General features: G+C 68.3%; 22 protein-coding genes. 13 read left to right on the top strand and 9 right to left on the bottom strand.

Features of this window, described 5'->3' with window-relative positions:
• Together BM228_RS09245 and BM228_RS09240 are read right to left on the bottom strand one after the other, a co-directional pair.
• Complete coding sequence (locus tag BM228_RS09245) at positions 1 to 621, bottom strand: urease subunit gamma (protein WP_092039485.1); 621 nt, start codon at positions 619 to 621, stop codon at positions 1 to 3.
• A 68-nt stretch (positions 622 to 689) separates the two neighbouring features.
• Positions 690 to 1,703, bottom strand: a complete 1,014-nt coding sequence (locus BM228_RS09240; RefSeq protein ID WP_092039237.1) for a LysR family transcriptional regulator — start codon at positions 1,701 to 1,703, stop codon at positions 690 to 692.
• 97 nt (positions 1,704 to 1,800) lie between these two features.
• On the opposite strand from BM228_RS09240, the gene BM228_RS36000 reads away from it, so the two are divergent.
• Genes BM228_RS36000 through BM228_RS09225 form a run of 3 tightly spaced genes read left to right on the top strand, consistent with a single transcriptional unit; the run spans position 1,801 to position 3,871 of the window.
• Positions 1,801 to 3,051 carry a GNAT family N-acetyltransferase gene (locus tag BM228_RS36000; protein WP_092039236.1) on the top strand — a complete coding sequence of 417 codons (1,251 nt, stop codon included), beginning with the start codon at positions 1,801 to 1,803 and terminating at the stop codon, positions 3,049 to 3,051.
• Positions 3,048 to 3,662, top strand: a complete 615-nt coding sequence (locus BM228_RS09230) for a cysteine hydrolase family protein (protein WP_092039234.1) — start codon at positions 3,048 to 3,050, stop codon at positions 3,660 to 3,662. The genes BM228_RS36000 and BM228_RS09230 overlap by 4 nt, the downstream gene beginning before the upstream one ends.
• Positions 3,659 to 3,871, top strand: a complete 213-nt coding sequence (locus tag BM228_RS09225; protein WP_092039232.1) for a hypothetical protein — start codon at positions 3,659 to 3,661, stop codon at positions 3,869 to 3,871. The genes BM228_RS09230 and BM228_RS09225 overlap by 4 nt, the downstream gene beginning before the upstream one ends.
• A 14-nt stretch (positions 3,872 to 3,885) precedes the next feature.
• On the opposite strand, the gene BM228_RS09220 is transcribed toward BM228_RS09225, so the two are convergent.
• Both BM228_RS09220 and BM228_RS09215 read right to left on the bottom strand, forming a co-directional pair.
• On the bottom strand, positions 3,886 to 4,065 hold the full coding sequence (locus BM228_RS09220; RefSeq protein ID WP_092039230.1) for a hypothetical protein: 180 nt from the start codon (positions 4,063 to 4,065) through the stop codon (positions 3,886 to 3,888).
• 289 nt (positions 4,066 to 4,354) lie between these two features.
• Positions 4,355 to 4,576, bottom strand: a complete 222-nt coding sequence (locus tag BM228_RS09215; RefSeq protein ID WP_092039228.1) for an HOOK family protein — start codon at positions 4,574 to 4,576, stop codon at positions 4,355 to 4,357.
• A 414-nt stretch (positions 4,577 to 4,990) separates the two neighbouring features.
• Here BM228_RS09215 and BM228_RS09210 point away from each other — a divergent pair, with 414 nt between their 5' ends.
• From BM228_RS09210 to BM228_RS09185, 6 genes are all read left to right on the top strand, one after another.
• The gene (locus BM228_RS09210; RefSeq protein WP_425284926.1) at positions 4,991 to 6,190 is read left to right on the top strand and encodes an efflux RND transporter periplasmic adaptor subunit; all 1,200 of its coding nucleotides are present in this window, start codon (positions 4,991 to 4,993) and stop codon (positions 6,188 to 6,190) included.
• A 49-nt stretch (positions 6,191 to 6,239) separates the two neighbouring features.
• Positions 6,240 to 9,398: an efflux RND transporter permease subunit gene (locus BM228_RS09205; RefSeq protein WP_092039224.1), complete on the top strand. Its 3,159-nt coding sequence runs from the start codon at positions 6,240 to 6,242 to the stop codon at positions 9,396 to 9,398.
• A 115-nt stretch (positions 9,399 to 9,513) separates the two neighbouring features.
• A complete protein-coding gene (locus BM228_RS09200; protein ID WP_092039222.1) occupies positions 9,514 to 10,650 on the top strand; it encodes a CaiB/BaiF CoA transferase family protein in 1,137 nt (378 codons plus the stop codon).
• 315 nt (positions 10,651 to 10,965) lie between these two features.
• Positions 10,966 to 11,715, top strand: coding sequence for an SDR family oxidoreductase (locus BM228_RS09195; RefSeq protein WP_092039220.1), 750 nt, complete (start codon positions 10,966 to 10,968; stop codon positions 11,713 to 11,715).
• Positions 11,716 to 11,723: 8 nt separating this feature from the next.
• Positions 11,724 to 12,872 carry an acyl-CoA dehydrogenase family protein gene (locus tag BM228_RS09190; RefSeq protein WP_092039218.1) on the top strand — a complete coding sequence of 383 codons (1,149 nt, stop codon included), beginning with the start codon at positions 11,724 to 11,726 and terminating at the stop codon, positions 12,870 to 12,872.
• A 1-nt stretch (position 12,873) separates the two neighbouring features.
• The gene (locus BM228_RS09185; RefSeq protein ID WP_092039216.1) at positions 12,874 to 13,707 is read left to right on the top strand and encodes an HTD2 family dehydratase; all 834 of its coding nucleotides are present in this window, start codon (positions 12,874 to 12,876) and stop codon (positions 13,705 to 13,707) included.
• 308 nt (positions 13,708 to 14,015) lie between these two features.
• Here the strand turns inward: BM228_RS09185 and BM228_RS09180 are convergent, their stop codons facing one another.
• A complete protein-coding gene (locus BM228_RS09180; RefSeq protein WP_092039214.1) occupies positions 14,016 to 14,441 on the bottom strand; it encodes an organic hydroperoxide resistance protein in 426 nt (141 codons plus the stop codon).
• An 88-nt stretch (positions 14,442 to 14,529) separates the two neighbouring features.
• Positions 14,530 to 16,251 (bottom strand): adenine deaminase, encoded by a 1,722-nt coding sequence (gene ade / locus BM228_RS09175; RefSeq protein ID WP_092039483.1) that lies wholly within the window; start codon positions 16,249 to 16,251, stop codon positions 14,530 to 14,532.
• Between the two features lie 148 nt (positions 16,252 to 16,399).
• On the opposite strand from ade, the gene ilvD reads away from it, so the two are divergent.
• Positions 16,400 to 18,229 carry a dihydroxy-acid dehydratase gene (gene ilvD / locus BM228_RS09170; protein ID WP_092039213.1) on the top strand — a complete coding sequence of 610 codons (1,830 nt, stop codon included), beginning with the start codon at positions 16,400 to 16,402 and terminating at the stop codon, positions 18,227 to 18,229.
• 224 nt (positions 18,230 to 18,453) lie between these two features.
• Here ilvD and BM228_RS09165 read toward each other — a convergent pair whose 3' ends face one another.
• Genes BM228_RS09165 through fcl form a run of 3 tightly spaced genes read right to left on the bottom strand, consistent with a single transcriptional unit; the run spans position 18,454 to position 21,186 of the window.
• The gene (locus BM228_RS09165) at positions 18,454 to 19,137 is read right to left on the bottom strand and encodes a GDSL-type esterase/lipase family protein (protein ID WP_092039211.1); all 684 of its coding nucleotides are present in this window, start codon (positions 19,135 to 19,137) and stop codon (positions 18,454 to 18,456) included.
• A gap of 3 nt (positions 19,138 to 19,140) precedes the next feature.
• Positions 19,141 to 20,172 carry an SGNH/GDSL hydrolase family protein gene (locus BM228_RS09160; protein ID WP_092039209.1) on the bottom strand — a complete coding sequence of 344 codons (1,032 nt, stop codon included), beginning with the start codon at positions 20,170 to 20,172 and terminating at the stop codon, positions 19,141 to 19,143.
• Between the two features lie 42 nt (positions 20,173 to 20,214).
• Positions 20,215 to 21,186, bottom strand: a complete 972-nt coding sequence (fcl, locus tag BM228_RS09155) for a GDP-L-fucose synthase (protein ID WP_092039208.1) — start codon at positions 21,184 to 21,186, stop codon at positions 20,215 to 20,217.
• 273 nt (positions 21,187 to 21,459) lie between these two features.
• On the opposite strand from fcl, the gene BM228_RS09150 reads away from it, so the two are divergent.
• The 3 genes from BM228_RS09150 (at position 21,460) to BM228_RS09140 (ending at position 25,610) form a co-directional block, all read left to right on the top strand.
• Positions 21,460 to 22,959 carry a hypothetical protein gene (locus tag BM228_RS09150; RefSeq protein ID WP_244537074.1) on the top strand — a complete coding sequence of 500 codons (1,500 nt, stop codon included), beginning with the start codon at positions 21,460 to 21,462 and terminating at the stop codon, positions 22,957 to 22,959.
• Between the two features lie 76 nt (positions 22,960 to 23,035).
• Complete coding sequence (locus tag BM228_RS09145; RefSeq protein ID WP_092039204.1) at positions 23,036 to 24,559, top strand: phytoene desaturase; 1,524 nt, start codon at positions 23,036 to 23,038, stop codon at positions 24,557 to 24,559.
• Complete coding sequence (locus BM228_RS09140) at positions 24,540 to 25,610, top strand: phytoene/squalene synthase family protein (RefSeq protein WP_092039203.1); 1,071 nt, start codon at positions 24,540 to 24,542, stop codon at positions 25,608 to 25,610. The genes BM228_RS09145 and BM228_RS09140 overlap by 20 nt, the downstream gene beginning before the upstream one ends.
• Position 25,611 lies beyond the last annotated feature (1 nt).

Here is a 25,611-nt window from a genome sequence, read left to right as displayed (position 1 = left end):
TCAGAGGCTGCCCATCACGTCGCCGCGGAACCCGTACACGGTGCGCCCGCCCGAGAGCGGCACCAGCACCACTTCCCGGGTCGAGCCCGGCTCGAACCGCACCGCCGTGCCGGGTGCGATGTCGAGGCGCTGCCCGCGCGCCTTCTCGCGCTCGAAGACGAGGCCGGGATTCACTTCGAAGAAATGGTAGTGCGAGCCGACCTGGATCGGCCGGTCGCCGGTATTGGCCACCGTGATCACCGTGCGGTCCGCGCCCGCGTTGAACACGATCTCGCCGGGCAAGGTCGTCACCGTGCCGGGCACATCGGTGGAGGCCGCGCCTCGGATCGGGTGATGCACGGTCACGAGCTTGGTCCCGTCCGGAAACGTCGCCTCGACCTGAATGTCGTGGATCATCTCGGCGATGCCGGGCATCACTTGGTCGGCGGTGAGCACGTTCGCCCCCGCCTGCATCAGCTCGGCGACGCTGCGCCCATCGCGGGCGCCCTCGACCACGAAGTCGGTGATCAGCGCCACCGCCTCGGGGTGGTTGAGCTTGACCCCGCGCGCCAAACGGTTGCGCGCCACCTGCGCCGCCATGGCGATGAGCAGCTTGTCCTTCTCGCGGGGCGTCAGCAGCACGGGATACCTCGTCGTCGCGGCGACGGGAGCAAGGATCATGCGTGGCGTGGGGTCAAGGGCACCGTTGATCAGTCCGACATCGCTGTGAAGCCCGCGAAGAGGTCGGGAAGCGCCTCGCCTCGGATCCGGCTCGGCAGGTCGCAGGGATGGATGAACTCATCACGGAACCACGGGTAGCGAGCGGGATCGAATGAAGCGCGGAGCCAATCGATCACGCGACGCACCCGGCCGATCCGCTCTGCATCTGGATGGTAAGTCAGCCAAATATCCAGGCCGTAGACGCCGAGATTGTCCACCGGCACGACCTGTGCCCCAATTGCAGTTGCGTAGGTCGGCAGCAAGCCGATACCCGCGCCTTTAGCAATGGCCCAGTAATAAGCACTGCTGACGTTCACCTTCAGAGAAACCGGAATTTCTGCTGGAAAATCAGTCAAATTCTTCGCGTAACTTTCCAGGCCGATCGTTTGGCTAGCGGCTTGCACAACGATCCGGTGCTGCACCAAGTCCACTGGCGTCACAGGCAGTCCGTAGGTCTGCTCGTAGCTGCGGGCGGCGTAAGGCATGATGTGCATGCGCCCGAGCTTGACCATTCGCAGGTCTGGGCTCGTCGGTCGCGTGAGCTGGATCGCGACATCAGCTTCTAGTCGAAGGACGTCGGCGGATTCCATCGCGCAGCGCAAGTCGACCGTTAGACGCGGATTGCCCCGCTGAAACTCCACCAATCGCGGCGCCAACCAAAACGCGCCGAGGCCTTCGGTGACCGCGATACGAACCTCCCCGGTCTCTGCGAATGGCGCGGACTCTCCTGCCAGCATTAGCCCGAACGCGGCCGTCTCCATGCGGATCGCTGCATCTAGGATTGAGCGCCCCTCCGCGGTGAGGCGAACGCCATCGACGTGACGGGTGATGAGCGGCGCTCCGATCCGCGTCTCCAGATCGCTGACTTGGCGACGGACTGAATTGATCGAGAGGCCAAGCTTTACGGCCGCCGAGCGGAAGCTCCCGCATCGGTGCAGGGTCAGGAACACCCGCACGCTCTGCCAATCGGGCATCGCGCCGTGGTCGACCTGGACCCGTTCCATCGGCGGAACACCCCTGTTTCAAATCGTACACATACAACCGGAGCGCTAGATGCGAAGTGCTGCAGCGTCAATCCGTTCCCGAATGACAGGTCATCCGATGACGGTGCACGTCGCCCACTCTATGTTTCAGGCACACAACCCGGCGCAGCTCGGTCCGACGTCCCTTCCGCCGCCGCCGCGACACGGTCTCAGCTCGATGCGAGTCGAGCGCGTTGCGCGGCACCTCGTCGTCTTCATGCCGACGCCGGACGATCTCGCACGGCTCGTCAATGCGGCACGTGTCGACCTACCAGACCTTGCGCCTCTCGCCACGGTGCAGCGGGTGCTATCGAAGAACCCTGACAGTATCTTGGCGATCACCCAGCGCCATCGGTTTGACGCCGCTTCACCTCGCGGCGAGGGCTTCGTGGCTTGCCTCATGTTGAACGCCGATGGCCTCGCTTCCTTAAAGGCGGGAACCTTCGATGCGGCCGACCCGCCAGACACAATGTTGGCAGCTCAGCACGAACGCCCTGCGGCAATCTATGTCTGGGCGGTCTACGCGCGTCGGCGGCTTGCCGGCGGTGTCGGGCTCGTCTTCGACCGGCTATCGAGCCCTCTGTATCAAGGCGTGGATTTCTACGCCCGAGCTGCGACCCCGGAAGGCGCTGATCTTCTCATGGCGCTTGGCTTTACGGCAGGGAGTGAAGCGAGCGTCCGTCTCTATCACTTCGCACGTACGCCCGCGCCGGAGATGGCTCCACCCTACGACAGCCACCGCCCCGGCCTCACCGGCGTCAGCGTCGCCGTGGCGCGCAGCTTCGAGGATCTGGCGCGCGTCATCTCCCTGCGCGCGGCGGTGTACATGGCCGAGCAGGCCTGCCCGTACGAGGAGGAGTTCGACGGCAACGACCTCTCGGCCACGCACCTCATCGGCTATGTCGGCGACGAGCCGGCCGGATGCCTGCGGATCCGGTTCTTTGCCGATTTCGCCAAGATCGAGCGGCTGGCCGTCCGCGCGGAGTATCGCAACACCCGCATGGCCTTCGCCCTGGTTCGGGCCGGAATCGAGCTGGCCCGGGTCAAGGGCTATCGCCGCCTCTACGGGCATGCCCAGAAACGCCTCGTCGGGTTCTGGAGCCGCTTCGGCTTCCGGGTGTTCGAGGGCGCGCAGGAGCTGGTTTTCTCGGATTTCGACTATGTCGAGATGCTGATGGAGGCCGAGCCGCATCCGGAGGCGATCGGGATCGGCGTGGATCCCTACGTGATCATCCGCCCCGAAGGTCGATGGCACAAGGCCGGCGCGCTGGACCGGTCGCGTGGCCGGGCCGTCACGCGGCCTTCCGTTGACGAACAGGCGGCGCGGTGACCCGGCACGTGAACCCGGCGCTCTACCGCCGGCCGAGCAGCGTCCCGGTCCTGGTGCTGGTCGACATGCAGCAGGAATACGAGATCGCCGGCCGGCCGCTGGCCCTGCCCGGTATCGCGTCGGCCCTGGAGAAGTGCCGGCTCGCCCTCGATCACGCCCGGAACAGCGGCATCCCGGTTGCCTACGTGCGCTGGATCGGGGCGCCCCTATTCCAGGCGGGCACGCGCTTCGCCCGGTGGATCGAAGGCTTCGAGCCGCGTGGCTGCGACATGGTCTTCGATCGGGACCGGCCCTCCTGCTACGCCAGCCCCGCCTTCGCGGACGCGATGGAGCGCGACGGTGCGCAGCTCGTCATCGCGGGATTCGCCGGCGAGGCCGCCTGCCTCGCCACGGCGATCGACGGTTTCCACCGGGGACAGGAGGTCACCTTTCTGTCCGACGCCTCGGCCAGTCACGATCTTGAAGGCATCTCGGCCGACGACATCCACCGCTCGGTGAGCGCGGTCATGCGCGTCTTCGCGGACGTCATGGACACGCAAGCCTGGGTCGCTGCCTCGGCGCCGTTCAGGCCCGCGTCGACCTCTTCGAATCCCTCGGCACGTTACTCATGAATGATCCCGGCCCGCACGAACGCGATGCGCACCGACCGGACCACCACGACATCGATATCAGGCTCGGACAGCACGCGGTCGGGCTGCTCCAAGCCGCCCGAGACAGTGGCGACCCAGCCCTGATCGCGCAGGCCGAGGCGATGGCCATGGCGGTCGGCTTCGCCCTAGCGTCCCGTCTGCCGGGCTATGAAGAGACTGGCGAGCCCTGACGCTTGGCGAATCGTCAGACCGCCTCGTCGTAGCCGCCGATCAGGCGCATGGCCCGCAGCCGCGCCGTCCGCTCGTCGCGGGCGCGGCGATCCGCCTCCAGGGCTGTCCAGAGGGCGATCAAGTCGGCATTGGGCTGCTGCTCGATCGCCGCATCGGTCTCAGTTGCCGTATCGGTGTGATCGAAGGCGTCCATGTCGTGGTATCCCGCGCCTTGCGCTGAGGTCCGGTATCAGCACAGCACTTACGCAGTCCAGCCTCAAATACAGGCATCACCTGTACAACCGGCCTGCTTCGTCAGACGGAACGGGAGTTCGGGCGACCGCATTGCAACCGGATGCTTCCGCATGAGCCCGTGATCCGGATCCGGCGCCGATCATAGCTACCCGCAAGCTTGCGCAACCTTGAGAAACAAAACGGACACGCAGACGTGGCACCTGTCCGATCCGTTCGGCCGCGCGTGTCATCCGCATGGTGGGCCGCTATCAACCCTTCGTCAGCGTGGCGATGATGGATTCGACGACGTCGATCTGGTGTTGCACCGCGACCAGCCGCGGTCCTGCGGCCGCGCCGTCGCCGAGCACGAAGGTGCCCTTCTGCCGGCGCGTGTCGCGCAGCTTCCGCACCGAGGCGACGATGGTCTGCCGCTCTTCGAGAAGGGCGGCCCGCAGCTCGTTCAAGCCGTCCAGTTCCAGCGTGTCGGCCATGCGGGGTCCCGGTCTCCTGCCTCCGCGCTCGACCACAGAGGCATCTGCGACCCGCGCTCTGTTCGCGACGCTTCGACACGCGTCGCCGGACCGGCGTTCTGGCGCATTTGCGACGCCTTTGCCACGGGGGCCAATTGGCACCGCGCGACACGCGTTTTCGCCCGCATCGCATGGGCCCCAGCCCGGCAATCGGCAGGGCGCCCTAATGTTGCCGTGCCGATTGTATGCTAGGGAATGCAATATTCTTCGCCGACGCTCCGCGGAACGCCGTGGTCACGATGGACGATCGCACCGCCCGTGGCGGCCTGATCGCGCAAGGGCCACTCAGGCATGCTGAGCCACGATGACAGCCATCGCGACGTGCCTCGATCGGACGAGGCTGTCGCATTCCAGGGCGGAGGGGAGCCGCGGCCGATGCATTTGAAGCGGAAGCCGCGGCGGTCCCGCGGTTTGGTGACGACGATCGTGGCCCTCGCCCTCCTGGGCGGGGGGGCCTACGGCTACGTGCGCACGACTCAGCGGCCGGTGACCAAGGCGAAGGCGGCCGCGCCGATGCCCGTGCCGGTGACCCTCGGGACGGTCGAGCAGGGGCCGTTCGCGCTGGTGCTGAACGGGCTCGGCACGGTCCAGGCCTACAACACCGTCCAGGTGCGGACCCGCGTCGATGGCGAGATCCGCCAGATCGCCTTCCGCGAGGGTCAGAACGTCCACACGGGCGACATCCTGGTCCAGATAGACCCGCGCCCCTACCAGGCCGCCCTGGACCAGGCGAAGGCCAAGAAGGAGCAGGACACCGCGAACCTGAACAACGCCAAGGCGGATCTCGTCCGCTACACCGGGCTCGGCGCCTACGCGTCGCGCCAGCAGACCGAGACGCAGACCGCCATGGTCGCCCAGCTGACCGCGCAGGTCGCCTCCGATCAGGCCGCCATCGACAATGCCACGACGCAGCTGAGCTACGCGACGATCCGGGCGCCGATCGACGGCGTCACCGGCTTCCGGCAGGTCGATATCGGCAACATCGTCAACGCCGCCGGCCAGTCGGCGATCGTCACCATCACCCAGGTCGAACCGATCTTCGTCGTGTTCACCGCGCCGGAGGATCAATTGCCCTCGATCGTCGCGGCCCTGCGGACGGGCGACGTGCCGGTGGATGCCTGGACCACGGATGGGCTGACCAAGCTGGCTGAGGGCAAGCTCGCTCTGTTCAACAACCAGGTCGACACCGCAACCGGCACGATCCGTCTGAAGGCCGTGTTCCAGAACCAGAGTCACGCGCTTTGGCCCGGCCTCTCGGTCTCGACCAAGATGCGGGTCGGCACGGTCGCCACCGCCACGACAGTGCCGGACGACGCCGTCCAGCACGGGCCGGACGGGTTGTTCGCCTTCGTGATCGACGAGACCGGCCACGCCCATCTGCGGGCGCTCAAGGCGGGGCGCTCCGATTCCGGCCGGACCCAGGTGCTGGCCGGCGATCTGAAGCCGGGCGAGCGGGTGATCACTGCCGGGCAGTACAAGGTCCAGGACGGCAGCCTCGTTGCCGATCCGCACGCAGCCCACACGGCGCAAGCCGAGACGACGACGCCTAGCCGGTCGGCCAAGGCCGATCCGTGATGGCGATCCGCATCGACAGGGCGGCTGCGATGCTGCGAGAGGGTCGGCAATGAAGGCTGGGATCTCGGCGCCCTTCATCCGCTTCCCGGTGGCGACCACGCTGATCATGGTCGGCATCCTGTTCCTTGGGATGGTGGCTTATCCGCTGCTCGGCGTCGCGCCGCTGCCGCAGGTGGACTTTCCGACGATCCAGGTCACCGCGCAATTGCCCGGCGCCAGCCCGGAGACCATGGCCTCCTCGGTGGCCCAGCCCCTGGAGCGGCAATTCTCGCAGATCCCGGGCGTCGCCCAGATGACCTCGACGAGTTCGCTGGGGATCTCGACGGTCACGGTCCAGTTCGACCTCAACCGCAACATCGACGGCGCGGCCAGCGACATCCAGGCGGCGATCAACGCGGCGAGCGGCCAGCTGCCGAAGAACCTGCCGACTCCGCCGACCTACCGGAAAGTCAACCCGGCCGATTCGCCGATCCTCCTGCTCTCGGCGACCTCGGACAGCATGCCGCTGATCGAGGTGGACGACGCCGTGGACGTGCAGCTCGCCCAGCGCATCAGCCAGATCTCCGGCGTCGCGCAGGTCTTCATCGGCGGCCAGCAGAAGCCCGCGATCCGGATCCAGGTCGACCCGGCCAAGCTCGTGGCCAAGGGCCTGTCGCTGGAGGATATCCGCACGCCCCTCTCGCTCACCACGGTGAACAACCCGAAGGGCAGCATCGACGGCGCGAGCCACAGCTACACGATCTTCGCCAACGACCAGCTCACTACCGCGCGGAACTGGAACGACGTGATCGTCGCCTATCGCGACGGCGCCCCCCTGCGGGTGCGCGACATCGGCACCGCGGTCGCCGGCCCCGAGGACACCAAGCAGGCCGGTTGGACCAACGGCCAGCGCGGCGTGTTCCTGGTGATCTTCAAGCAGCCCGGCGCCAACGTCATCGACACGGTGGACAGCATCAAGGCGCAGCTGCCGCAGCTGACCGCGACCCTGCCGGCCGGCATCAAGATCGGCATCCTCAGCGACCGCACCCAGACGATCCGCGCCTCCGTCGAGGATGTGCAGTTCACCCTGCTGATCACCATCGTCCTGGTGGTCGCGGTGATCTTCGTATTCCTGCGCAGCTTCTGGGCGACCGTGATCCCGAGCGTGACCGTGCCGCTCGCCCTGCTCGGCGCTTGCGCGCTGATGTGGCTCGCCGGCTATACCCTCGACAACCTCTCCCTGATGGCGCTCACCATCTCGGTGGGCTTCGTGGTCGACGACGCCATCGTCGTGCTGGAGAACATCAGCCGCTACGTCGAGGAGGGGATGCGGCCCATGGAGGCTGCGTTCAAGGGCGCGGGCGAGATCGGCTTCACCATCGTGTCGATCTCGGTGTCGCTCATCGCCGTGCTGATCCCGCTGCTGCTGATGGGCGGCATCATCGGCCGCCTGTTCCGGGAATTTGCCGTCGTCCTGTCGATGACCATCGCGGTCTCGGCCTTCGTCGCGCTGACGCTGACGCCGATGATGGCGGCACGGCTCTTGAAGCCCCACGGCACCGGCCACCATGGCCGCCTGTACCGGGCGAGCGAGGCGGTGTTCGACGGGCTGCTGTCCTCCTACGCCAAGGGCCTCGACCTCGCCCTGCGCTTCCGGTTCATCACGCTGCTGACCTTCTTCGCGACGCTGGCGCTGACGGTGTACCTGTTCATCGTCATCCCGAAAGGCTTCTTCCCGCAGCAGGATACCGGCTTCATGATCGGCGTCACCGAGGCGGGCCAGGATGTCTCCTTCTCGGCGATGAAGGCTCTGCAGGAGAAGGTCGGCGCCATCGTCCAGGCCGATCCGGATGTGGCGACGGTGGGCATGTCGCTCGGCGGCAACGGCCAGGCGCTGAATTCCGGGCGGATGTACATCACCCTCAAGCCCCGCGAGGAGCGCGAGGCCGACGCCTTCCAGATCATCGGCCGCCTGCGGCCGAAGCTGGAGCGGGTCGAGGGGATCCGCACCTACATTCAGGCCACGCAGGACGTCCGTACCGGCGGCCGGACCTCCCGGACACAGTTCGAATACACCCTCCAGGACCCGGACCTCGCCGAGCTGAATACCTGGGCGCCCCGCATCCTCGACAAGATGAAGACCCTGCCGGAGCTGCGCGACGTCGCCACCGACCAGCAGAACCGCGGCACCACCCTGACGCTGGCGATCGACCGCGACGCCGCCTCCCGCTACGGCATCACGCCCCAACTCATCGACGACACGCTCTACGACGCCTTCGGCCAGCGCCAGATCGCCCAGTACTTCACGCAGCTCAACAGCTACCACGTGATCCTGGAAGTGCTCCCGGCCCTGCAGGGCAGTGTCGAGAGCCTGGACAAGATCTACATCAAGGCGCCGGTTGGCGGCGGGCAGGTGCCGCTCGCGGCCTTCGCCCGCTGGACCACCGACCCGGTGGCGGCGCTCGCGGTCAACCACCAGGGCCAGTTCCCCGCGGTGACGATCAGCTTCAACCTCGGCCCCAACGTCGCGCTGGGCCAGGCGACCGAGGCGATCGGCCGGGCGATGAAGGATCTCCAGGTCCCGCCCACCGTGACCACCGGATTCCAGGGCACCGCGCAGGCCTTCCAGCAATCGCTCTCGACGGTGCCGCTGCTGATCCTCGCGGCCCTGTTCGTGGTCTACCTGATCCTCGGCATCCTCTACGAGAGCTTCATCCACCCGATTACGATCCTCTCGACCCTGCCCTCGGCCGGCGTCGGCGCCTTGGCGGTGCTGATGTGGGCGGGGTACGATTTCAGCCTGATCGCGCTGATCGGCATCATCCTGTTGATCGGCATCGTGAAGAAGAACGGCATCATGCTGATCGACTTCGCCATCGTGGCCGAGCGCGAGGAAGGCTTGAGCCCCGAGGCGGCGATCCGTCAGGCCGCGCTGCTGCGGTTCCGCCCGATCCTGATGACCACCATGGCGGCCTTGCTCGGCGGCATCCCGCTGATGCTCGCCACCGGCACGGGTTCTGAGATCCGCCAGCCGCTCGGCTACGCCATGGTCGGCGGTCTGGCGGTGAGCCAGATCCTGACTCTGTTCACGACGCCGGTCATCTACGTCTATCTTGACCGGCTGGCGCATCGCTTCTCCTTCCGGGACAAGCCCGAGGACGTCGATGCCCTGCTCCCCGAGCCGGACAAGGACGCCCACGACCATCGGCCTCTGCGCGCCGCGGAGTAGCGCCGCGGTTGCGCGCCGGATGTCAGCCGCCCCCGCTTGGCGGCGCGTGCCTCTGTCCCAGTTCTCCCCGCTCCGGCCCCGTATGGCGGGGCGCTCGGGAGGCTGAGGAGCGAGAATGCGCGTGAACCGGCCGCTGCACGGACTGACCGTGCTCGCCCTGGAGCAGGCCGTCGCCGCGCCCTATTGCACGTCGCGGCTCGCCGATGCTGGCGCCCGGGTGATCAAGATCGAGCGCCCGGAGGGGGATTTCGCCCGCGGCTACGATTCTGCCGTCAACGGGCTGGCGAGCTACTTCGTCTGGCTCAACCGCGGCAAGGAGAGCCTCGTCGCCGATATCAAGGATCCGGACGATGCCCGCCTGCTGCATGCCATCCTCGAAGACACCGACGTATTCGTGCAGAACCTCGCCCCCGGGGCGGCCGCCCGGGCCGGCTTCGGCTCGGCGGACCTGCGGGCGCGCCATCCGCGGCTGATCACGGTCGACATCACCGGCTACGGGTCCGGCCACGCCTACAGTGACATGAAGGCCTACGACCTGCTCGTCCAGGCCGAGAGCGGCATGGCCGGCATCACCGGCCACCCGGCCGGCCCGGGCCGTGTCGGCGTCTCAGTCTGCGACATCGCCTGCGGGATGGATGCCCATGCGGCGGTGCTGGAGGCGCTGATCGCCCGGTCCATCACCGACGCTGGCTGCGCCCTGGAGGTCAGCCTGTTCAGCGCTGCCGCTGACTGGATGAACGTGCCGCTGCTCTATTTCGAGGGCACCGGCCGGGAGCCGCAGCGGGTCGGCCTCGCTCATCCCTCGATCTCGCCCTACGGCGCCTACCCGACCGCAGATGACAGCTTGGTGCTGATCTCGATCCAAAATGAGCGCGAATGGGCGCGCTTCTGCGATCTTGTGCTGGGCGAGCCCGATCTCTCACAAGCCGAGGGTTTTGCCTCGAACAACGCCCGGGTGGCGAACCGCGCCGCTGTGGATTTGCGCGTCGGCGCCGTCTTGGTTCGGCTGAGCCGCGAGGAAGCCGCCGCCCGGCTCAAGACCGCTGGCACCGCCTACGGCTTCGTCAACACCCTGGCCGACCTCGCCACCCATCCGGCCCTGGTCCGTGCCGAGGTGGAGACCTCGGCGGGACCAGTCCGCATCGTCGCGCCGCCGGTCCTGATCGACGGGGAGGTCCGCGCGCTCGGCCGCGTGCCCGATATCGGCGAGCACAGCGCGCGAATCCGGCAGGAGTTCGGGGCTCGGGGGTGAGGGCAATGGAGCCGCCAGACGAATATTTTCGAATAACAGATTAGGAGTTCTGCCACCGTCCAAACATCCACCTTGTCATCCCGGGGCCGCGCAGCGGAGCCCGGGATCCAGAAACACCGACAGCTCATGGTTCTGCACAGTCGGCGGCTCTGGATTCCGGGTTCGCCTGCGGCGCCCCGGAATGACAAAGTGATTTATAAAGCTAACGTTACGATGCCGATTAATTGATCCACCTGTCAGAGATGGTATTGATATGCTTATCGACTGATGATTTCTGGAATCTTTCATAAAACGAAACAAAAATAGGAGGAAGCCATGAGACTAAGCGGAAAAATCGCGCTCGTGACGGGCGCCGGGAGCGGGTTCGGCGCGGGCATCGCCGAGCGGTTCGCCGCCGAGGGTGCCCGGGTCGCCTGCGTGGACATCGACCGGGCGGCGGCCGAGCGGGTCGCATCCGGCATCGGCCCGAACGCCATCGCGATCGCCGCGGATGTCGGATCGGCCGCCGATGTCGAGGCCAGCGTCGCCGAAACCAGGGAGCGGTTCGGCATCCCGCACATCCTGGTGAACAATGCCGGCACCACCCACCGCAACAAGCCGCTGCTGGAGGTGACCGAAGACGAGTTCGACCGGGTGTTCCGGGTGAACGTGAAGTCGATCTTCCACTATGTCCGGACCATCGCCCCGCTGATGCGCGATCAGGGCGGCGGCGTGATCCTCAACGTCAGCTCGACGGCGGCGCTGCGGCCGCGCCCGGGCCTGACCTGGTACAACGCGTCCAAGGGGGCCGCGAGCCTCGCGTCGAAGTCGTTGGCGCTGGAACTTGCCCCCTGGAAGATCCGCGTGAATGCCCTCTGCCCGGTGATGGGCGCCACCGCGCTGCTCGAGCACTTCATGGGCGTGCCCGACACCCCGCAGAACCGCGACAAGTTCATCGCAACGATCCCCCTCGGTCGGATGTCGCGGGCGGAGGACATTGCTGCCGCGGCCCTGTTCCTGGCCTCCGACGAGGCCGAATTCATCACCGGTGTCGACCTTCCGGTCGATGGCGGCCGCACGGCCTGAGGCGCGCGATGGAAACCCATACCGAGATCCGCGAGGCGGTCGCCAAGCTCTGCGCCGGGTTTCCTGGCCCGTACTGGCGGGCGCTCGACCGGGAGATGGCCTACCCAACCGAGTTCGTGAACGCGCTGACCGAGAGCGGCTACCTCTCGGTGTTGATCCCGGAGGCGTATGGAGGCGCCGGCCTGCCGCTCTCGGCCGCCGCCGCGATCCTGGAGGAGGTCCAGCGGGCGGGCTGCAACGGCGGCGCCTGCCACGCGCAGATGTACACGATGGGCACGCTGCTCCGGCACGGCTCGGAGGCCCAGAAGGCCGCCTACCTGCCGGCCATCGCCGAGGGGCGCCTGCGTCTCCAGGCCTTCGGCGTGACCGAGCCGAGTTCCGGCACCGATACCGGCAGCCTGAAGACCACGGCCCGGCGCGAGGAAGACCATTACGTCGTCAACGGCCAAAAAATCTGGACCAGCCGGGCCGAGCATTCGGATCTGATGCTGCTCCTGGCCCGCACGACGCCCAGGAGCGAGGGCATGAAGCGCACCGACGGCCTGTCGGTGCTCCTCGTCGACATGCGGGAGGCGATCGGCAACGGCCTGACCATCCGGCCGATCCGCACCATGATGAACCACGCGACCACGGAAGTCTTCTTCGACAACCTCCGGGTGCCGGCCGAGAACCTGATCGGCGAGGAAGGAAAAGGCTTCCGCTACATCCTGTCCGGCATGAATGCCGAGCGCATCCTGATCGCCGCGGAATGCGTCGGTGACGCCAAGTGGTTCATCGACAAGGCGAGGGCCTACGCGTCGGACCGATCGGTGTTCGGACGGCCGATCGGCGCCAACCAGGGCGTGCAGTTCCCGATTGCGAAAGCCTACGCCAACATGCGCGCCGCCGAGCTGATGGTCCGGGAGGCACTGAGCCTCTACGAAGCCGGCGCCAACCCTGGCGCGGAGGCCAACATGGCCAAGATGCTCGCCGCCGACGCCTCGTTCGAGGCCGCCAATGCCTGCATCCAGACTCATGGCGGGTTCGGCTTCGCCGAGGAATACGACATCGAGCGCAAGTTCCGCGAGACGCGCCTCTATCAGGTCGCGCCGATCTCCACGAACCTGATCCTCGCCTACCTGTCCGAGCACGTGCTCGGCCTGCCGCGGTCGTACTGACATGACCGAGCTCACCGCCTGGATCGGCCGCAGCCGCGAGACCTCCGACCTCGTCACGCCGCGCCTGCTGGCCGAGTTCCGCGCAACCTTCGCGCCGCATCTCGCGCCGAGCCCCGAGGGCTCAGCGCCGCCGACCCTGCACTGGTGCCTCGCCCCGGAGACGCCGCCGGCCGACGCCCTCGGACCGGACGGGCACGCGGCCAAGGGCGGATTCCTGCCGCCGGTGCCGCTGCCCCGGCGGATGTGGGCCGGGGGGCAGGTCGAGACCCTGTCGGAGCTGCGGGAAGGCGACCTCGTCACCCGCACCGAGACCGTGCGCGACGTGGCCTTCAAGGAGGGGCGCAGCGGAAAACTCTGCTTCGTCACCGTCGAGCACGCTGTCGCCACGGCGCGCGGGCTGGCGATCCGGGAACAGCAGGACATCGTCTACCGGGAGGCTGCCGGAGCGCAGAGCGGGTCAGGGGCTGCGGCCGAGCGCGACGATGCGGCCGGCTACGAGCAAGTCTGGGCCGTGCCGGCGACGCCGACCCTGCTGTTCCGTTACTCGGCGATGACCTTCAACGGCCACCGCTTCCACTATGACCAGCCCTACGCGACCCAGGTGGAGGGCTACGCCGACCTCGTGGTCCACGGCCCGATCCAGGCGACGCTGCTGATGAACCTGGCGGCGACGCTGCTGGGGCGGGTGCCGCGGACCTTCACGTATCGCGGCGTCGCGCCGATGACCGCGAACCAGATTTTTCGGATTTGTGGGCGGCGTAATGGGGAGGGGTTCAAGGGCGTGACCCTCGACGAGGCCGGCCACGTCTGCATGCGGGCGCAGGCGGCGGCGTAAGCGCTTACGCTTCGGAGTCCAGCTGCGCCGTCAACGCGAGCGCAGCGAAGCGACCCAGTGCAGCGTGCGACCTCAGACGGTAGCGCGTCCCTAGGTTGCTTCGCTGCGCTCGCAATGACGGGGAGGGCACTATCGACCCTACAGTTTTTTCGATCGTGACCACTTCCTGAGGTGGCGCCGTCTTGCGGTGTCCTCGAAGGAGGGCTCGAGGGATCGTTGTAACCGCTGGCAGGCTCCTTCGAGGCGCGCGCTTTGCGCGCGCACCTCAGGAGGAGGATGGTTGGAGAAGGGCCGAATGACGGCCCGGCTCAGGCGAGCGTCAGGCCGACATCGACGTTGCCACGGGTGGCGTTCGAGTACGGGCAGACCTGGTGGGCGGCGTCCACGAGCTTCTGGGCGTCGGCGCGGTCGAGGCCCGGCAGGCTGACGGTCAGGTCGGCGGTGATGCCGAAACCGCCCTCGGAACGCGGGCCGATACCGACATCAGCGGTAACGGTGGTCTCGGCCGGGACCTTGAGCTTCAGCGAGGGGGCGACCGCCTTCAGGGCGCCGAGGAAGCAGGCCGAGTAGCCGGAGGCGAAGAGCTGCTCCGGGTTCGCGCCCGGGCCGCCGGCGCCGCCGAGCTCCTTCGGAGTCGCGAGCTTCACCTCGAAGCTGCCATCGGCGGTCTTCGCCGAGCCGTCGCGGCCTCCGGTGGCGGTCGCGGTGGTGCGGTACTTCACGTCTACGGACATGGGAGACTCTCGTTTCCTGGAAGAGAGTCGGCATCTAGGGCCGTCTCCTCGCCTGCATAGCCCCGAGATAAATTGCGCGCAATCTATTTCAAGGATCAATCAAGGCGAAGCGGTCGACATCCACAAGGCCCTTGTCGGTGATCTTGAGGTGCGGGATCACCGGCAGCGGCAGGAACGCCACCTGCAGGAACGGCTCCGGCAGGACGACGCCGAGGCCGCGCGCCGCCGCCCGCAGGGTTACGAGCGACGCGCGGATCGAATCGAACGGCAGCAGGCTCATCAGCCCGGCCACCGGCAGGGCGATCTCGGCGAGCACCCGGCCGCCCTCGACCACGACGAAACCGCCCTCGATGGCACCGAGCCTGTTCACCGCCACGGCCATGTCGGCCTCGTCGGCGCCGACCACGGTGACGTTGTGGCTGTCATGCCCGACCGAGGAGGCGATGGCCCCGCGCTTGAGGCCGAACCCCTTCACGAAGGCCACGCCGATGCCGCGCTCCCCCGGCGGCGTCTTGCCGTGGCGCTCGACCACCGCGACCTTGATCACGTCCTGATCCAGGTCGATCCGGCGCTCGCCGTTCGCATAGGGCAGCGACAGATCGTGCCGCAGGGTGATGATCTTGCCCGGCATCACGCCGATCACCGGCGTGGACGGCCCGGAGCCGGGGGCCGCAAAATCGGCCGCCGTCACCCGTCGCGCCCGCAGGCTCAAGCGGCCGATCGGCTCGATGGCGGGCCGATTCGCGAACAACGCATCCTCCACGAGCCGCCCGGCGCTGAACACCTCCGCGACGCGACACGCCAAAAGATCGTCGAGCACGACGAGGTCGGCGCGCTGGCCCGGCGCCACGAGGCCGCGATCGTGCAGGCCGAAGGCGCGGGCGGCGGACCACGAGGCGGCGCGGTAGGCCGCGAGCGGCGGCGCGCCCAGCGCGATGGCGGTCCGGACGACGTAGTCGAGATGGCCTTCCTCGGCGATGTCGAGGGGGTTCCGGTCGTCGGTGCAGAAGGCCAGGAACGGCGCCGTGGCGTCGGTCAGGATCGGCGCCAGGGCGTGCAGGTCCTTAGAGACCGAGCCCTCGCGGATCAGCACGGTCATCCCCTTGGACAGTTTTTCCATCGCCTCTTCGGGCGTAGTCGCCTCATGCTCGGTGCGGATGCCGGCGGCGATGTAGCCGTTGAGCGCGGCGCCGCGCAGCAGCGGCGCATGACCGTCGATATGCCGGCCCTGGAACGCCGCGAGTTTGTCCAGGGCGCCCGGGTCGCCGGCGAGCACGCCGGGAAAGTTCATGAACTCGGCGAGCCCGATGACCTTCGGATGGCTGGCGAAGGCCAGCAGCTCCGCCGCCGCGATCCGCGCGCCCGAGGTTTCCAGATGGTCGGTGGCCGGCACGCAGGAGGAAAGCTGGACCCGCAGGTCCATGGCCAGGGTCTCGGACGAGGCCAGGAACCACGTGAAGGCGTCGGTGCCGAGCACGTTCGCCATCTCGTGCGGGTCGCAGATGCCGGTGGTGACGCCGTGAGGCAGGACGCAGCGCTCGAATTCCTGCGGCGGCATCAGCGAGGATTCGACGTGGAAGTGCGTGTCGATGAAGCCCGGCACCACGACCTTGCCGGAGACGTCCACCTCACGCCGGCCCCGATAGCTGCCGAAGGTGCCGACGATCCGATCGCCGCAGATGGCGATGTCGGAGGCCACGAGATCGCCGGTGACGAGGTCGAGGAAGCGCCCGCCCTTGAGCACGAGGTCCGCCTCGGTCCGGCCCTGACCCTGCTCGATGGCGCGCCGCAGGAAATCCACTCGGTCCATCGCGCGACTCAGCCCCTGTTCGATCCCGGTATTTGCCAGGAGCATGCCACGGTCGCACCCGCTCCGGCGACGCTTGCAGCGCCGCGGCGGCGGGCGCAGAAGCCCCCCACCTTTGAAAGATTCGCTTCTGAACCGATTGAACCGCGCAATGCCCGCCTATCGTTCCCGCACCACCACCCATGGCCGCAACATGGCCGGCGCCCGCGGCCTCTGGCGCGCCACCGGCATGAAGGACGGCGATTTCGGCAAGCCGATCATCGCCGTGGTGAATTCGTTCACGCAGTTCGTGCCTGGCCACGTGCACCTCAAGGATCTGGGCCAGCTGGTGGCCCGGGAGATCGAGAAGGCGGGCGGCGTCGCCAAGGAGTTCAACACCATCGCGGTCGATGACGGCATCGCGATGGGCCATGACGGCATGCTGTACTCGCTGCCCTCCCGGGAGCTGATCGCCGATTCCGTCGAGTACATGGTCAACGCGCACTGCGCCGACGCGATGGTGTGCATCTCGAATTGCGACAAGATCACGCCCGGCATGCTGATGGCCTGCCTGCGGCTGAACATCCCGACGGTGTTCGTCTCGGGCGGCCCGATGGAGGCCGGCAAGGTCCAGCTGCCCGGCATCGCCAAGAAGGTCGATCTCGTCGACGCCATGATCGCGGCGGCCGATGACCGGATCTCGGACGAAGACGTCGAGGTAATCGAGCGCTCGGCCTGCCCGACCTGCGGCTCGTGCTCGGGCATGTTCACCGCGAACTCGATGAACTGCCTGACCGAGGCTTTGGGCCTCGCCCTGCCGGGCAACGGCTCGGTGCTGGCGACCCATGCCGACCGCAAGCGGCTGTTCGTGGAGGCCGGACACCTGATCGTCGATCTAGCCCGGCGCCATTACGAGCAGGACGATGCCAGCGTGCTGCCCCGCGCCGTGGCGAGTTTTTCCGCCTTCGAGAACGCCATGACGCTCGACATCGCCATGGGCGGCTCGACCAACACGGTGCTGCACCTGCTGGCCGCCGCCCACGAGGGTGAGGTGCCCTTCACCATGGCCGATATCGACCGGCTGTCCCGGCGGGTGCCGGTTCTGTGCAAGGTCGCCCCGGCGGTGGCCAACGTCCACATGGAGGATGTCCATCGGGCCGGCGGGATTATGGCCATCCTCGGCGAGCTCGACCGGGCCGGGCTGATCGACACCGAGACCGGCAATGTCTCGGCCGGGACCCTCGGCGCGGCGCTCGCCCGCTGGGACGTGCGCAACGACCCGAGCGTCTCGGTCCAGAACTTCTACCGCGCCGCGCCCGGCGGCGTGCCGACCCAGGTGGCGTTCAGCCAGGAATCCCGCTTCGACGAACTCGACCTCGACCGGGAGGGCGGGGTGATCCGCGACGCCGCCCACGCCTATTCGCAGGATGGCGGCCTAGCGGTGCTCTACGGCAACCTCGCCGAGCAGGGCTGCATCGTGAAGACCGCGGGCGTCGACGCCTCGATCCTCACCTTCGAGGGGCGGGCCCGGGTCTTCGAGAGCCAGGACGCGGCGGTGGACGGCATCCTCAACGGCAAGGTGACGGCCGGCGAGGTGGTGCTGATCCGCTACGAGGGCCCCCGCGGCGGCCCCGGCATGCAGGAGATGCTCTATCCGACGAGCTACCTGAAATCGAAGGGCCTCGGCAAAGCCTGCGCGCTGGTCACGGACGGCCGCTTCTCCGGCGGCTCTTCCGGCCTGTCGATCGGGCACGTCTCCCCGGAGGCGGCCGAGGGCGGCCTGATCGGCCTCGTGCGCGACGGCGACACCATCGCCATCGACATCCCGGCCCGCAGCATCCGTCTCGCGGTCGAGCCCGCCGAGCTGGAGCGGCGCCGGGCCGAGCAGGACGCCGCCGGCTGGCAGCCGGCGAGCCCGCGCAAGCGCAAGATCAGCACGGCGCTGCGCGCCTACGCGATGCTGACCACCAGCGCGGCCCATGGCGCGGTGCGGCGGGTGTGATTTTTTGTTGAGCCGGACAATCCTGAAGACAACGGCCTTCGCATAGAACGCACTGTCATTCCGGGGCGCCGCAGGCGAGCGCGGAATCCAGATCCGCTGTTGGCGCAAGACCTTGCCTGTCGGCGGTTATGGATCCCGGGCTCCGCTTCGCGGCCCCAGGATGCCGGGTTTGAAGCTTGAGCGGTCCTGCACTCTACAGGAATGCGATCGAACCCGCTTTCCCGTCAGCGCAGCGCCAGCACGAGGACCACGCCAGCGATCACAATCGCCGCCGCAACTGCCAGCGTCGCGAGGCGCGCCCCTTTGAATTTCAGCAGCGTCGCACCGCCGGTCGCCTGAACCGCATCCCCCGCTGCCACCCGCCCCAGAGCCGCCAGCATCAGCGGCTCAATGGCCTTGTAGCCGGCCGGGCTGAGATGCAGGCCGTCCGTGGTGTAGGCCCGGCGCAGCGCCCCGAATTCGTCCGTCAGCACCGCATGGTAGTCGATGAAGGTCGCGCCGTGCTCGTGGGCGTGGTCCCGAAGCCAAGCGTTCACGGCGGCGATCATCGCCGGGGCGTCCGGGACCTCCGGATTCCAAGGGATCCGCGCGGCCGGCAGGATCGAGCCGACCCAGGCTGCCACGCCCATCGCTCGGGCCTCGTCGAGCATGCTGGCCAGCGTCCGGGCGATCTCCTCGGCTGGGACGAAGAAACCTTCGTTGCGCCCGATATCGTTGACGCCGCAGAGCAGGTGGACGCCCTGCGCGCCGGTCTCCTCGAGGTCGCGGCGGAACCGCATGGTGATCCAGCGCGCCGTCTGGCCGGAGCCGCCCCGCGGGATCAGGTCGTGGGCCGCGAAGGTCGTGGCCCGGTGGAAGCCCCAGGCTTCGGTGATTGAGTCCCCGATGAAGACGATCGGCCGGACCAAAGCTCAGCCTTCCGCGGGAAGGCCGAGCACCTCCGCGACCTCGTCGGCCAGCCTGTCGGCCATGACCTGGCGGCCCTCCGAGGTGACGTGGACGATGTCGGTGAACAGGAAGCGCATGTCGGCCTCGAAGATCCGGCTCAGGTCCCGGGTCGTAAACAGCCCGCTCGCGAGGCCATCGGCTTCGAGCCGGCCGAGAACCTGCTCGATCCGGGTGTATTGCCGGTCGAGATAGGCCAGGAACGCGTCGGAGGCGGCGCTCTGCTCGTCGCCGACCCGCTCGGTCTTGCGCACGATGGCCGGTTGCAGGAGGAACCGCACCGGCGCGCCGATGCCGCCCGAGAGGCGGGCGAGGCGTTTCAGCGCCAGCTCGAACTGGCGCACCACCTCCCATTCCCAGATGTCCGACTGCCAGTTCGTCAGCGCCCGGAGGTTGTCGAGCCTGTTGAAGATCAGCGCCTGCAGGCTGTCGTAGGACAGGTCCTCGGCCTCCGCGTTCGTTTTCGTCGTGTTGAAGAAGTAGTCGTACAAGGTTTCCTGGGCGAAGTGATGGTACGGGTAGCCGGCGCGCGGATCGAAGCTCCAGGGCTGGAAGATGTCCGTGGCGCCGCCGAGCACGAAGATCACGTCGGGCTGGAGGTCCATCAGCCGGGTCGTGATCAGGGCGATCATCTGGTTCAGGCAGGCCGAGGTCGCGCCGAAATTGTAGACCCGGGCGCCCGCGCCGTGGCGCTGCTTCAGCCCGGTTTCCAGGCGACCCGGGATCGTGTCGGCGAAGACTTGGCCGTCGACCAGCGTGCTGTCGCCCACAACGAAGACGCGCAGCGTCTCGGAAGCTGGGCGCGCCTCCGGATGGGCGTCGTTCCGGTAGCCGAGCGCGTCGTAGCGCCAACCCTGTCCTGCCGCCGGGGCCAGCGGCTTGCCAGCGAACTGCGTGTAGGGCGCCGGGAAGCGGATGTTCGAATCGAAATTGTGGAAGTCGCGCAGGAACTTGCGCCGTCGTGCCTGCTCGGCGTCGTCAGGGGCCCGCGGGGCCATGCTGGTTCTCCAACCCGGTCGGATGTCGTGCGGTGATCGCGTTCAGCCGCGCAGCGTGGCGTGGTTCTCGAGGAACCACCCATAGGTCTGCCGCAGGCCCTGCTCCAGGCCGATCTCCGGCTGCCAGCCCATGGCGCGCAGGCGCGACACGTCCATCAGCTTGCGCGGCGTGCCGTCGGGCTTGGTCGCGTCGAAGTCGAGCCGGCCTTCGTAGCCGATCACACGGGCCAGCGCTTCGGCCAGTTCGCGAATGGTGCAATCCTCGCCGGTGCCGACATTGATGTGCGACAGGTCCGGCCGTGTGTTGGCGGCATAGACCGCGTCGTCCAGCTCCATCACGAACACGCTGGCTCGGGCCATGTCGTCCACATGAAGGAACTCGCGCATCGCCCGGCCGGTGCCCCAGACCGTGACGGAGGCGCGCCCCTCCTGCTTGGCCTCGTGCAGGCGCCGCATCAGCGCCGGCAGGACGTGGGCGTTCTGCGGGTGGAAGTTGTCGTTCGGCCCGTACAGGTTGGTCGGCATCACGCTGCGGTAGCGCCGCCCGTACTGACGGTTGTAGCTCTCGCACATCTTGATCCCGGCGATCTTGGCGATCGCGTAGGGCTCGTTGGTCGGCTCCAGCAACCCGGTCAGCAACGCGTCCTCGCGCATCGGCTGCTCCGCGTGCTTCGGGTAAATGCAGGACGAGCCGAGGAACAACAGCCGGTCGACATCCGCCACATGCGCGGCGTGGATCAGGTTCGCCTGGATCAGCAGGTTCTCGTGGATGAACTCGGCCGGGTAGGCATTGTTGGCGTGGATGCCACCGACCTTGGCCGCGGCGAGATAGACCATGTCGATCCGGTTCGCCGCGAAGAAGGCCCGGACCGCGGCTTGGTCGAGCAGGTCGAGGGCCTGCCGATCAACCGTCAGGATCCGTCCGTAGCCCAGCTCCCGCAGCCGGCGCACGATCGCTGATCCGACCATGCCCCGGTGGCCCGCTACGAAGATGGTCCTGTCCCGCCCGTCCATCACACGTCCATTCCCTGCGGCCAGCGCGCGCGTGGCCCCTATACCCCCGGTTCGCGCGGATATCGCTGGGAAAAGGCGCGTTTTCTGAGGCGAATGGAACCCCCACCACGTCGCTGCCGGGGATGCCGCGCCAGACGCGAAGTGACGATTACCAATACAACCGAAAGTTGGTGTTAAGCATTCTACCAGAAGGTGTGCCTGTACCCGCCTAGCGCCCTCCGGATTTCAGGACCGGGCCGGGATCTGCAGGGCCGCGCAGCAATGGAGTCCCAGATGCGTAACTCGACCGACGTCCCGGCGCTGCCGCGGACATCGCATGCCGTCCTGCGCCGGTCGGCTGGCCGGATCGCACCGCTGTTGGCCGGTACGCTGCTCGCGATCCCAGTCGTCGCCCCGGCGCAGGCGCAACTTCTGCGTGGAACCCTCGATACAACCTCTGGCGGCATTCTGGGAACCGGTCTCTCCGTTGGCACCACGAGCCCGGGCAACGGTCTCCTGGGGACCGGCTTAAATGTCGGCACCACCAGCGGCGGTCTTCTGGGGACCGGCGTGACCGCCGGCACCACCAACCCCGGCACGGGCCTCCTCGGCACCGGCCTGAACGTCGGCACCACCAGCGGCGGCTTGCTCGGCACCGGCATCCTCGTCGGCACCACCGGCCCGGGTGACGGCCTGCTTGGAACAGGGCTGACCCTCGGCACTGCGGGCGGAACCGGCGGCACCGGCACCGGGGGCACCTGCGGAACCGGCTGCGGCGGCACTGGCGGAGGCACAGGCGGCGGGACCGGTGGCGGCACCGGAGGTGGCCTCTACATCGTCACCGGCAACGTCACCCAGTCCCAGGGCCAGACCTTCATCGCCGACCTGCGGCTCTCCCAACTCTCCAGCGCCACGGGAATCGCCGCCAACAACACCAGCGGACAGGCGGGTCCGATCGCCACCGGCGGCGACGCCCTGGCGGTCGGCTACGGATCGAGCGCGTCCGGCAGCGCCTCGACGGCTGTGGGCACCGGCGCTGCTGCGGCCAATACCGGCAGCATCGCGATCGGCTATGCCGCCAGTGCGCAAGGGTTGGGCGGGACCGCGGTCGGCACCGCCTCGGCGGCCTCAGGGGCCGGCAGCACGGCGCTCGGCTTCGTCGCCGGGGCCACCGGCACGGGCTCCACCGCGATCGGCGCGGCTGCCTCGGCAGCTGGCAACAACAGCGTGGCGCTCGGCAACGGCGCTGCCGCCAACCAAGCGAACACGATCGCGATCGGCGCCAACGTCAAGACCACGCAGGCCAATCAGGTGGCGATCGGCAATGCCGCCAACACCTACACCCTGGCCGGTATCGCCTCACAGGCGAGCGCCGCGGCCCAGAGCGGCGCGACGAATTTCGTGACCACCGACGCCGCCGGCAACCTCGCCGCCTCGGCCTACGGCCCCTCGACCATCGCAGGCCTCGGCAACCGGATCGATTCGGTCCAGTCCCAGGTCAACAACCTGGAGGCCAAGACCGACACGATGCAGCGCTACGCCGTCCAGACCCGCAAGGAGGCCCGCCAGGGCGTCGCCATGGCGATCGCAATGGCCACGGCGCCGATGCCCTCGGCCCCCGGCAAGACCACCTGGGCGACCAACGGCGCGACCTATCGCGGCGAATGGGCCGGCGGCCTCGCGGTGGCGCACCGGCTGCCGACCTGCTGCGTCCCGATCGCCGTCACGGCCGGCGTCGCCTATGCAGGCGAGAGCAATGTCGGCGTCCGCGCCGGTCTGGCCGGCGAGTTCTGAGGGGAACGCGGGTCCGGCGTGCCGAACCCGCGTTTCGGCCTTGCGCCCGGGAAAATCCCCGGCATAGTGTCAAGTTATGTTGACACTCGCGGTCGAGCACACCGAGCGGCAGGAGACGGATCGGCGACCGCACGCGGTTGTCGTCGGCTCCGGCTTCGGCGGCTTGGCCGCCGCGGTTCGGCTCGGGGCCCGAGGCTATCGCGTTACGGTGCTGGAGCGTCTGGAGCAGCCCGGCGGTCGCGCCCGGGTGCACCGGCAGGACGGCTTCACTTTCGACGCGGGGCCGACCATCGTGACGGCGCCGCAGCTCTTCGAGGAGCTGTGGCAGCTCGCCGGCCGCCGGCTCTCCGACGATGTCGCCCTGGTACCGATCGATCCGTTCTACCGGATCCGCTTCGCCGACGGCGAAACCTTCGAGTACAGCGGCGATCCTGATCGGATGCGTGCCGAGGTGGCGCGCATCGCCCCGGACGATGTCGCCGGCTACGAGAGCTTCATGGCCCATAGCCGCGCCGTCTGCCGGATCGGCTTCGAGCAGCTCGGCCACGTCCCGTTCGGCAGCGTCGGCTCGATGCTGAAGATCGCGCCGGACCTGCTGCGCCTGTCCGGCCACCGCTCGGTTCATGCCGTGGTGGCGCGCTTCATCCGCGACGAGCGGCTGCGCACGGTGTTCAGCTTCCACCCGCTCCTGATCGGCGGCAACCCGTTCCGGGCGAGCGCGATCTACTGCCTGATCGCCGATCTCGAGCGGCGCTGGGGCGTCCATTTCGCCATGGGCGGCACGGGCAAGCTGGTCGAAGGGCTGGTCCGCCTGATCCGCAGCCAGAACGGGCGCGTGCGGCTCGGCGTCGATGTCGCCCGCATCCGCGTGGAGAACGGCACCGCCACCGGCGTCGAGCTCGCGAGCGGCGAGACGATCGCGGCCGATCTCGTGGTCTCGAACGCCGATTCGGCGGTCACGCATGCGCGGCTGCTGCCGAAGCCCCGGCGCTGGAGCCCCGGGCGGCTCCGGCGGGCGCGCTCCTCCATGGGCCTGTTCGTCTGGTATTTCGGCACGAAGCGGCGCTACCCGGATGTCGCCCACCACATGATCCTGCTCGGGCCGCGCTATCGCGGGCTGCTCGCCGACATCTTCGATCACAAGGTTTTGGCGGAGGATGCGAGCCTCTACCTGCACCGGCCCACCGCCACGGATCCGAGCCTGGCGCCGCCGGGCTGCGACGCCTTCTACGTGCTGGCGCCGGTGCCGAATCTGGCCGGCGGCCAGGATTGGCGCGCGCTTGCCGAGCCGTATCGGCGCCGCATCGCAGAGATGCTGGAATCGAGCGTTTTGCCCGGTCTGTCGGACGCTATCGTCACCTCGAAGGTGACGACGCCTCAGGAATTCCAGGACGACTTTCAAAGCTACCGCGGCTCGGGCTTCGGCCTCGAACCGGTGCTGACCCAATCCGCCTGGTTCCGGCCGCACAACCGCTCCAGCGACGTGCGCAATCTGTACCTCGTCGGGGCCGGCACGCATCCCGGGGCCGGATTGCCCGGCGTGCTCTCCTCCGCCCGTATCCTCGATCTGGTGGTGCCGGATGCCCGTGTTTCCGCCTGAATTCGCTGCGGCTGCCGACCGCACCGCCTGCCGGGTGGCGATCCGCGCCGGCTCCAAGAGCTTTTTCGCCGCCGGACGGCTGCTGCCCGGAGAGGTGCGCGAGGCGGCCTACGGGCTCTACGCCTTCTGCCGGCTCTCGGACGATCTCGTCGACGAGGCCGCCAGCTCCTCCGACCAGCGCGACGCGGTGGCCCGGCTCGGGGCCCGCGTAGCGCTGGCCTATGCGGGCACGCCCGCCGACGCGCCGGCCGACCGAGCCTTCTCGGAGGTCGTCAGCGCCTACGCGATCCCGGAGGCGTTGCCCTATGCGCTGATCGAGGGCTTCGCCTGGGATGCGGAAGGGCGCCGCTACACCGATATCGCCGCGCTTCACGCCTACGCGGCTCGGGTGGCGGGCTCGGTCGGGGCCATGATGGCGCTGATCATGGGCGCGCGTTCCGCCGACGCGCTCGCCCGCGCCTGCGATCTCGGCGCCGCCATGCAGCTCACCAACATCGCTCGGGATGTCGGTGAGGATGCCCGGATGGGCCGGCTCTACCTGCCCCTCGATTGGATGGTGGAGGCCGGGCTCGACCCGGATTCGTTCCTGGCCGATCCGCGGCCGAGCCCGGCACTCGCCAGCGTCGTCGCCCGGCTGCTCGCCGAGGCCGAGGGACTGTATGGCCAAGCGGAGGCCGGGATCGCGGCTCTGCCATCTCCCTGCCGGCCGGCGATCCGGGCCGCCGCGCTGATCTATGCCGAGATCGGCCGGGTCGTGGCGGCGCAGGGATACGAGTCCGTCACCAGCCGCGCCCGGGTCGGGACCGGACGGAAGCTCGCTTTGATCGCCCGCGCCCTACATTCCCGCCCGGCCGGCCCCGGCCTCGCGGCGCCGGCCCTGCCGGAAGCGGCTTTCTTGATCGACGCCGTGATGCGGCATCCGCCCTTGCCCGATCGCCGGCGGGCAGCGCTCCGGCCCTGGTGGGATGTGGGTGGCCGGGTGGTGCACGTGCTCGAACTGATCGAGCGGATGCGCGAGCGCGAGGCCTACGGCCGCTCCGCACCGTCCTGAG

Source organism: Methylobacterium pseudosasicola (assembly GCF_900114535.1).
Lineage (GTDB): Bacteria > Pseudomonadota > Alphaproteobacteria > Rhizobiales > Beijerinckiaceae > Methylobacterium > Methylobacterium pseudosasicola.
Note: the sequence above shows the minus strand (reverse complement) of the source record. Positions and strands in the feature narration are given on the sequence as shown.